We start from the raw sequence: 9,200 nt of genomic DNA on the forward strand, positions 1-9,200 counted from the left end.
ATCGAGCCCCGAGCACCACGGGAGCGTGGACCACCCAGGTCCGGTCGCACCCTTGCCCACCCGACCGTTTTCCGACGGCGACGCTGCCTCGAGCACTCGCCCAGCGCCTTCTGGCCGCCGGAATCACCCCGCAAGCGCCGGGACCGGGCACCCAGGACGGAGCTTCAGGCCGCCCTTTTCTCGAAGATAAATCCATAACAAAAACACATAACAAATTTAAAGCGTGAATACTGACATGTACACCCAGGTCTCCCCTGGGCGCTGTGTCGCCTAGGTGGAAGTCCCTCATTATGAAATGACGGTGACGTGGTACTGCTGATACTGCTTCTGGTCCTCGCCGCCGCCGTAATCGGCACACCCCTGGCAGACCGCCTCCTCGGGCGCAACGCGGGATGGCCCCTGGCGGCCGTCCTGCTGGCTCTGGCAGGGGTCGTGCTGGCCCTGGCTCCGAGCGTGCTCGCCGACGGGCGCACCATCGAGTTCACACAGCCGTGGATGCCGCAGATCGGCGTCGAACTACGGCTGCGCATGGACGGCGTCGGTTGGTTGTTCACCCTCCTGGTGACCGGTGTGGGCGCGCTCATCATGGCCTACTCCACCCGGTACTTCCCAGGTGGACGCAGGCTCGGCTTCTACTTCCTCATGTCCCTCTTCGCGTTCGCGATGACGGGGCTGGTGCTGGCCGACGACGTCGTGCTGCTCTTCGTGTTCTGGGAGCTCACGACCATCGCGTCCTTCTACCTCATCGGTCTGTCCGGCCCCACGGCGAGCCGGCCTGCCATCCGTACCTTCCTCGTCACCGCCATGGGCGGACTCGCGCTGCTGACCGCGGTCGTCCTCATGTCGCTGCGCGTGGGAACCACCCAGCTGAGCGTGATCCTCGCCGACCCGGTGTGGTCGCAGGACCCGGCCTTCGCCACGACCGTGGCCGTGCTGGTGATCCTGGCCGCCTTCACCAAGTCGGCGCAGTTCCCGTTCCACTACTGGCTGCCGGACGCCATGGCCGCCAGCACCCCCGTCAGCGCGTACCTGCACGCCGCGGCGATGGTCAAGGCCGGCATCTACCTCCTGATGCGCTTCACGCCGGCCTTCTCCGACCTCGTGGTGTGGAACGCGGTCCTGATCAGCTTCGGTCTGATCACCGCGATCCTCGGTGCGGTCTTCGCGCTGCAACAGCACGACCTGAAGAAGCTCGCCGCCTACTCGACGGTGAGCCAGCTCGGTCTGCTCGTCGCGGTGATCGGTGTGGGGACGGAGGCCGCGCTCATCGCGGCGACCGTGCACACGCTCGCGCACGCGCTGTTCAAGGCCGCGCTGTTCATGATGGTCGGCGTCATCGACCACCGGGCCGGAACCCGCGACCTGCGTGAGCTCGGCGGCCTGGCCCGCCGCATGCCGGTCTCGGCCGGGGTGACGGTGCTGGCGACGCTGTCCATGGCGGGAATCCCGCCCCTGCTGGGCTTCGTCAGCAAGGAGAACGTCTTCAAGGGCCTGCTGGAGGCGCCCGGTCCGGAATGGGCCGGCGCACTGGCCGGAACCGCGGCGGTCGTGGCGTCGGTCTTCACCTTCGCCTACTCGTTCCGCTTCACCTACGGCACGTTCTGGGGCACCCCGCGCGGCAGTACCGACGTCGGCGAGGCGGGCCCGGCCTTCCTCACCGGCCCCGTGGTCGCCGCCGGTTCCGGGCTCGCCCTGGGCCTGGCCGTGCCCACCCTGAACCAGCTCGCCGAGCGCGCCACGGTCGACACCACCGGCGCGTACTACCCGGCCGAGCTGACCCTGTGGCACGGGCTCTCCGTCGACCTGTTCATGTCGATGGCCGCCATCGGCCTGGGCGCGCTCCTGGTGTGGTGGACCGCCTCCGGCGAGCGCCTGGCCGGGCGCACCCTGTTCCCGGTCACCGGCCCGACGGTGTTCGAGGCGATCTACAACGCGGTCATCCGGCTCGGACGCCGCGTCGGCGACCTCACGCGTTCGGACTCGCCCACCCGCCACCTGGTCATGCCCATCCTGGTGCTGACCCTGATGGCGGGCACGGTCGCCGGCGTCGGCCTCGACGTGCCCGACCAGTTCGCCGAGACCACCTACCCGCTGGACTGGCTGCTCGTCGCGCTGGCCATCGCCGCCGTCATCGGCGCCGTGGTCACCGGCTCGCGCATGGCCGGGCTGGTCATGGTCGGTATCGCCGGGTTCACCACCGCGCTGTGGCTGTTCCTGCTCGGCGCCTACGACGTGGCCCTCACCCAGCTGGTCGTGGAGATCCTGACGGTGGTCATCGCGGCCCTCGTGCTGCGCCGCCTGCCCAAGCGTTTCCACAAGGTGCCGCGCACCCGCACGGTGCTGACGGCGCTGGTCGCGGCCGCGGCGGGCCTCTCCGCGGCGATGGGTGCTTACTTCCTCACCGGGCGCCGCGACATCTCCGAGACCGGCCAGTACTTCCTGGACAACTCGGTGGAGGACACCGGCGGCAGCAACGTCGTCAACACGATCCTCGTCGACTACCGCGCCATGGACACCCTGGGCGAGCTGGTCGTCCTGGGCGTGGCCGGGCTCATCATCATCGCGGTGCTCAACTCCAGCGGCCTGCTGCCCTCCTACGGCGACCGCCGTGTGGTGGTCAGCCGCACCAGCGCCGCCTACGACGCCGACGACAACACGCTGATCATGCGTGCGGTGAGCTACATCCTGCTGCCGCTGCTCGTGATCTGGTCGTTCTACCTCATGCTGCGCGGCCACAACGACGTCGGCGGCGGGTTCATCGCCGGCCTCGTCGGCGGTGCCGGGTTCGCCCTGGTCTACCTGGCCGCACCCAGCGCCGAGGTGGCCCGGATCCGGTTGGCCTACCCGATGATCATCGGCGCGGGCATCGTCGTGGCGGTCTTCTCCGGTGTGCTCGGTTACGTCGACGGGTCGTTCCTGCGACCGCTGCACACCGAGATCACCCTGCCGTGGGGCGACTACATCCACCTCACGACCGCGCTGGTCTTCGACATCGGTGTCTACCTCGCCGTGGTCGGCGTCATCCTCACCGCGCTCAACCAGCTGGGTCTGGACGAGTCCAGGCCCGGTGACTCGACGCTCGGGATCATGGCGCCCACACCCGACCAGCCTCCGGCGAGCACGCCGGAGGAGGACCCGGGCGACCACCCCGAGGACCCGCTGGACGCCGTACCGAACGGAGGCACACGATGACCCTCGCCATCACGATCGGCGTCCTGGTGTTCGGGGCGGTCTTCCTCATGCTCCAGCGCGGCCTGGTCCGGATCATCCTGGGCTTCGTCATGTTGGGGCACGCGGTCAACCTGATGCTCATGTCGGCCGGAGGCACGTTCCGCCGCGCCCAGCCGCTGCTGGGTTACAACGACGCGGACGTGGCCTCCGACCCCCTGCCTCAGGCCTTCGTCCTGACCGCGATCGTGATCGCCTTCTCGATCACGATCTACATGCTCACGCTCGCCGCCACCGGTAGCGACGACGACACCGAGGACGCATCATGACCACAGCGCTCCTTCCCCTCCTGGTCGCCGCGCCCCTCACTGTCGCGGGGATCCTGGTCCTGACCAGACCCCCGCTCTGGCTGAGCCGCACCCTGCTGCTCGCGCCCAGCGCCGCCTCCCTGGTGATCAGCACGGCCCTCCTCTGGGTCACCCGGGACGGGGAGATCCTGTCCCACAACGTGGCCCTCTGGGCGGACGGGATCTCCATCCCGTTCGTCGTGGACACCTTCAGCGCCCTGATGCTGTGGACGACGTCCCTGCTGGTGCTGGTCTGCGGGGCCTTCGCGGTCGCCGTGGGCGACGACAAGGCGTCCTACTTCGGGCCCCTGGTGCTGGTGCTGTCGGCGGGTGTCACGGGCGCCCTGATGACCGGCGACCTGTTCAACCTGTTCGTGTTCATCGAGGTCATGCTGCTGCCCGCGTACGGGCTGCTGGCCATGCTCGGGTCGCTGCGGCGGCTCAGGTCCGGCCGGATCTACGTGACCCTCAACCTGCTCACCTCGACGGTCTTCCTCGCCGGTGTCGCGCTGGTCTACGGCGCGGCCGGCACCGTCAACATCGGCCAGCTGGCCGGGGCGGCCTCGGAGTCCCCGATGGTCGCCGTCGGCATGGGCGTGGTGATCCTGGCGCTGTCGGTGAAGTCGGCGGTCGTGCCCGTGCACGGCTGGCTGGCGCGCACCTACCCCAGCACCTCGCCCGCGGTCACGGCCCTGTTCTCGGGGCTGCACACCAAGATCGCCATCTACGCGATCTACCGCCTGTACGCGGTGGTCTTCGACGGAGACTCCACGTACCTGTGGATCGGCGTGGTCGTGTTCAGCGCGACCATGCTGGTGGGTGTGCTCGGTGCCGTCGGTGAGGACACCACCCGGTCGATCCTGGTCTTCCACATGGTGAGCCAGATCGGCTACATCCTGCTGGGGGTCGCGCTCTTCACGGAGCTGGGTCTGATCGCCGGCATCTTCTACCTGATCCACCACATGATCGTGAAGGCGTCGCTGTTCCTGTCCACGGGCGCGATCGAGCACACCCACGGAACGGGGGCGCTCAACCGGTTGGGCGGGATCGCCAGGCACGAACCACTGCTGGCGATCGCGTTCATGGCGGCGGCGCTGTCGCTGGCCGGACTCCCGCCGTTCTCGGGTTTCGTCGCGAAGCTGACGCTGGTGGCGGGCGCGTTCCAGGCCGGTGAGTGGATGGCCGCTGCCGTGGCCGTCGCGGTCAGCCTGTTCACGCTGATGTCGATGCTCAAGATCTGGGGCGGCGTCTTCTGGGGCAAGGAGCCCGAGCCGAAGCGGCCCGTGGACGAGCCCCACGAGGCGGGCGGCTCCACCACGGTGCTCGTGCGGCCGAAGGTGCCCACCTCGCTGCTGCTTCCGGGTGTGGTGCTGGCCGCCACGACCCTGTGCATCGGCCTGGGGGCGACCGTGCTGCTCGACCTGAGCGCGACGGCGGCCGCGAACCTCCTGGACACGTCCACCTACGTCGAGGCGGTGCTCGGATGACGGTCAAGAGCGTCCTGAAGTGGATCCTGGGCATCCTTTGGTTGCCCGTGTACCTGGCCTACGACCTGGCGGTGGGGTCGCTGCGCGTGGGGTGGGAGATCCTCACCCCCGGGAGCCAGATCTCGCCGGCGTTCGTCGAGGTCGCGTTGCGGTGCCGCACCGACTTCGAGATCTCGATGATGGCCAACCTGGTCTCGCTCACGCCGGGGTCCCTGACCGTGGCGGCCCGCCACGACCCGGCGACGGTGTGGGTGCACGCGATGTACGCGTCGAGCCACGAGTCGATCGTCCGGTACGTGCACACCATCGAGGACCACCTGCTCAGGGCGACACGGCCGGAGGGTGTACCGCCCCGGCCGGAGGACCTGGAGCGGGACGAGGGGGGACAGCGCCGATGAGCATCATCGACATCGCCCTGGCGGCCATCGTCGCCTCCATGATCATCGCGACCTACCGGATCATGCGGGGCCCGAGCGGCGCCGACCGCGGTTCGGGGTCGGACATGATCTTCTTCGGTTTCGTCGGCCTCGTCGCCATCCTCGGCGTGCGCCTGGAGACCGCTCTGCTGGTGGACATCGTGGTGGTCTGCACCCTCGTGGGCTTCCTCGCCGCGATCTCCCTGGCCCGACTGACCGCGGGAGGGAAGCGATGAACACCGTCGAACTCGTCGGCGACCTCTTGATGCTCGCCGGGGCCCTGGCCTTCCTGGTCGGCGCGCTGGGCATGATGCGCCTGCCGGACCTGTACTCGCGCCTGAGCGGGGTGACGATCTCCGGTGCGTTCGGCACCGCGTTGATCCTCATCGGGCTGCTGCTGCACCAGCCGTCGTGGCCGAACCTGCTCAAGATCAGCCTGGCGTTGGTCATCCAGCTGGCCACCACGGCGGTGGGCGGTTCGGCGATGGCGCGTGCGGGCTACCTGACCGGGTCCCCGCAGGCGGAGGCGACCCTCTTCGACGACCTTGCCGTGGAGGAGGGGCAGGAGCTGGACGCCGAGGGGCACCCGGGGCAGAGCCGACCCGACAACGGTTCCTGATCCCCGATACGCGCGGCGCCGTCGGATCCCCCGGGTCCGGCGGCGCCGTTCTGTGCGCAGGGCCCCGTCACGGCCGGTCGAACCGCTCCGGGACCCACACGTCGCCCGGGGCACCCGGAGCCGAGGTGTGCAGGTGTTCCCGGAGCGCGGTCAGCACGGGGTGTCGGTCCCCGCTGCGGAACAGCAGCATGTGCGGGTAGACCGGCGTCGGGTCGTGCAACGGGATGCGCCGCAGGTCGTGGCCCTGGGGCCAGAGGTAGCGGTCCTCGCTGCCGACGAGGGTGGCGAGGGAGGACGAGTCGGCGAGCGCGTCCATGAGGGCCTCGTCGCCGAAGTTCGGGCCGAGCGCGTCGATGCTCAGCCCGAAGGCCTCGGCGAACGCGTCGTAGAACGCCGCCCATTCCGTGCCGGGCCTGATCCCGGGGATCCAGATGCGGTGTCCGGCCAGGTCGGCGGGGCTGACCCCGTTCGCGTCGGCCAGCGGGTGGGACGGCCCGACCAGGAGCTGCAGGGGGACGTCCAGGAGCCTCTCTGCGGTGATCCCGGACGGGAGTTCTCCGGGCGGCAGGGCTCGGAACGTCGCGTCGACGGTGCCTTCGAGCACCCTCCGGGCGGCCCGGCCGGCGTTCTCGTCCCTCAGAGTGACTGCGTCCAGGCCCGTACCGGGGCGCCCGAGGTAGAAGCGGTAGACGGCCTGGGCCGGGGCGATGCGGCGGTTGAGCACGTCGACGCGCAAGGGACGGCTGCCCGGTCGTACGGATTCTTCGGCCTGTTCGAAGGCGGTGAGCGCCTTCTTGGCGTGCGGCAGGAAGACCTGTCCGTCCAGGCTCAGGTTGGAGCCGCGTGGTGTTCGCACCAGGAGGGTGACCCCGAGGTGTCTCTCCAGGGTTGCGATGCGTTTGGAGGCGGCCTGCTGGCTGATTCCCAGGTCGGCCGCCGCGGCCTGGAACTGGCCGGTGTCGGCGACGGCCACGAACGTCTGCAGCGCTTGGACATCCATGACCCCACGGTATTGCTACAACACACGGTTGTAGTTCATGATCCGAACGGTTGTTTGACCGTGCGTTCTGCGGGGTGGTGAAGTCAGCGCATGTCTACACGCACCACGCAGGTCATGCAGGTCTCGGGGCCGGATTTCGCCCGCCATGCTGAGCGGATCGCGGAGGTCACGGACGCGACGTCCCGGCTGAACGTGCTGCCCTTCAGCGACAGTGAGGGTCGTGCGGAACTACTTTCCGTTGTGTTCGGGGGTGCGTTGCCTGAGTCAGTGACGATCTACCCGCCGTTCTTCACCGAGCACGGGTTGAACACGGCGTTCGGGGAGGAGGTGTTCGTGAACCAGGGGTGCACGTTCATGGACAAGGGCGGGATCCGCATCGGGGACCGCGTGATGATCGCGCCGAACGTCAGCCTCATCACCGGGGGACATCCGCTGCCGCTCGCCGAGCGCCGGGAGTATCTGTCTCTTGCGCCGATCGTCGTCGGGGACGACGTGTGGATCGGGGCGGCTGCGGTGGTCACGCAGGGGGTGACCATCGGGGAGGGCGCTGTGGTTGCTGCCGGCGCGGTAGTCACCCGGGATGTGCCGGCCCACACCGTGGTGGGAGGGTCGCCCGCCCGGGTGATCAAGTCGATCGAGTAGGTCGGCCGGCAGTCGGCTACACGTGGGCCGCGCTGAGCAGGGCGGGACGATCGGTGGCGCCGACGGTTACGCCTCGGCGGGCCCGATCGCAACGGCGCTCACTTTCCGGGCATGGCGGTAGGCCGTTGGGGACTGGTGCTGGGCGGGACGGTCGTGACCGGTGTGTGGGGTTCTGTGGTGTTGCCTCGGGGGTGGTGGTTCGTCGGGGTCGGGATCTTAGCCCGGCCGGGCCTGCACGCAACCCGCTTCGGCGCCCCACCAGTTCACAGGGTTGGAGTGGATGCGTCGGCGTTGTGCGTGGTTGGCCGGGGCGCCTCGGGGTGTGCGTTCCGGCCCTGTTCGCCGGGCTGACCCGACCCACCTCGACGAACCACCCGCTCCCCCGAGGCCCCCTGGCAGCCCAAAGGAACGGGGAGGTCTGGCCGAAGGCCAACTGCAACGACCAACCCCCAGGGGTGCTTCATTGCGACCAACGCTTGCGGTGTGTGCGCGGTAACTCGCTCCTGCGAAAGGTCAACGGCAACGGCACAGGCACGCCCCGCACACTCGTCCGAGCATTGAGTGTCGGGGGTGGCACGNGGAACGGGGAGGTCTGGCCGAAGGCCAACTGCAACGACCAACCCCCAGGGGTGCTTCATTGCGACCAACGCTTGCGGTGTGTGCGCGGTAACTCGCTCCTGCGAAAGGTCAACGGCAACGGCACAGGCACGCCCCGCACACTCGTCCGAGCATTGAGTGTCGGGGGTGGCACGCGTGCGGACGGCCGCTGAGCCTCGGCCTCTCCCGGCAGACCTTTGAGTGTCAGGGAGTCGCGGGCGTGTGGGCGGTTCTCCTGCCGGGGTGAACGCAGAGGGGTTGGGCGCCGGGGGTTGTGGGTGTCGTGGCCCTGGCACCGGCATCGCACCAACGCTCATCCTGTGGCGCATAGTCGCTGTACTCGGGGGGAGGGGGCAAGGCTGAGACCGGTGGCTATGCCCAGCCCTGGAAGGCCCGGCTGACCCTGTCGGCTGTCCCTGTCGCGCCTCCGGCCATGCTGACAGGCAACGGCAACGGCAACGGTGGCGGTAGCGGTGTGTAGGAAGCGGGGTCGGATCCGGGGCGCGTCCGGGATTGGGTGTGCCTGGCCCCCGGGTTCTCCGACCTCGGCTGCCACCAGTGAGTGTGGGTATGGGGCTGGGTGCGGACATGGCCGAACACCCCATGGGCCACCGCCCCCCGGGGGGTGAGGTCCCTGGGGGTCTGTGTGGGATGTGAGTGTTCAGCCGGAGGGTGGCCCCGGGGTGGCTAGCCCGAGGGCGGGCCGGTGGCGGTGGGCGAAACCTCCTTGCCCGGCGGGTCGCCCTCGCCCTCGCTCTCGCCGGGCGGGCCGGTGGAGTCCGGCGGGGCCTTGGCCCCCGGGGCGTTCGCGCCCGGCGTCTTGGCCGTCGAGGCCTTGGTCGCCTGCGCCGCCTTCGGCGCCTTTGGCGCGTTCGGCGGGTTCGGCGCCTTCGGCGTCTGGTGGGGGTGGGTGTCGTGGTCGGT

The 9,200-nt window shown here is 69.4% G+C and carries 8 protein-coding genes and 1 pseudogene; 7 read left to right on the forward strand and 2 right to left on the reverse strand.

Going from position 1 to position 9,200, the window contains the following annotated elements; all coding sequences use genetic code 11:
* Positions 1-306 precede the first annotated feature (306 nt).
* The 6 genes from IDM40_RS06585 to mnhG are packed head-to-tail and all read left to right on the forward strand — an operon-like array spanning position 307 to position 6,037.
* Positions 307-3,192: a DUF4040 family protein gene (locus IDM40_RS06585; protein ID WP_193121002.1), complete on the forward strand. Its 2,886-nt coding sequence runs from the start codon at positions 307-309 to the stop codon at positions 3,190-3,192.
* The gene (locus IDM40_RS06590) at positions 3,189-3,497 is read left to right on the forward strand and encodes a sodium:proton antiporter (RefSeq protein WP_193121003.1); all 309 of its coding nucleotides are present in this window, start codon (positions 3,189-3,191) and stop codon (positions 3,495-3,497) included. The genes IDM40_RS06585 and IDM40_RS06590 overlap by 4 nt, the downstream gene beginning before the upstream one ends.
* Positions 3,494-5,002, forward strand: a complete 1,509-nt coding sequence (locus tag IDM40_RS06595; RefSeq protein ID WP_193121004.1) for a monovalent cation/H+ antiporter subunit D family protein — start codon at positions 3,494-3,496, stop codon at positions 5,000-5,002. Before IDM40_RS06590 ends, IDM40_RS06595 begins: the two co-directional genes overlap by 4 nt.
* On the forward strand, positions 4,999-5,400 hold the full coding sequence (locus tag IDM40_RS06600; RefSeq protein WP_193121005.1) for a Na+/H+ antiporter subunit E: 402 nt from the start codon (positions 4,999-5,001) through the stop codon (positions 5,398-5,400). The genes IDM40_RS06595 and IDM40_RS06600 overlap by 4 nt, the downstream gene beginning before the upstream one ends.
* Positions 5,397-5,654 (forward strand): monovalent cation/H+ antiporter complex subunit F, encoded by a 258-nt coding sequence (locus tag IDM40_RS06605; RefSeq protein WP_193121006.1) that lies wholly within the window; start codon positions 5,397-5,399, stop codon positions 5,652-5,654. The genes IDM40_RS06600 and IDM40_RS06605 overlap by 4 nt, the downstream gene beginning before the upstream one ends.
* Positions 5,651-6,037: a monovalent cation/H(+) antiporter subunit G gene (gene mnhG, locus IDM40_RS06610; protein ID WP_193121007.1), complete on the forward strand. Its 387-nt coding sequence runs from the start codon at positions 5,651-5,653 to the stop codon at positions 6,035-6,037. Before IDM40_RS06605 ends, mnhG begins: the two co-directional genes overlap by 4 nt.
* A gap of 67 nt (positions 6,038-6,104) precedes the next feature.
* Here mnhG and IDM40_RS06615 read toward each other — a convergent pair whose 3' ends face one another.
* The gene (locus IDM40_RS06615) at positions 6,105-7,037 is read right to left on the reverse strand and encodes a LysR family transcriptional regulator (RefSeq protein ID WP_193121008.1); all 933 of its coding nucleotides are present in this window, start codon (positions 7,035-7,037) and stop codon (positions 6,105-6,107) included.
* Between the two features lie 90 nt (positions 7,038-7,127).
* Between IDM40_RS06615 and IDM40_RS06620 the strand changes: the two genes are divergently transcribed.
* On the forward strand, positions 7,128-7,679 hold the full coding sequence (locus IDM40_RS06620; RefSeq protein ID WP_235997367.1) for a sugar O-acetyltransferase: 552 nt from the start codon (positions 7,128-7,130) through the stop codon (positions 7,677-7,679).
* Between the two features lie 1,284 nt (positions 7,680-8,963).
* Here IDM40_RS06620 and IDM40_RS27850 read toward each other — a convergent pair.
* A pseudogene (locus tag IDM40_RS27850) lies at positions 8,964-9,200 on the reverse strand (hypothetical protein); the annotation flags it as partial.

Source organism: Nocardiopsis coralli (genome assembly GCF_014892575.1).
In the GTDB taxonomy this organism is placed as follows: Bacteria; Actinomycetota; Actinomycetes; order Streptosporangiales; family Streptosporangiaceae; genus Nocardiopsis; species Nocardiopsis coralli.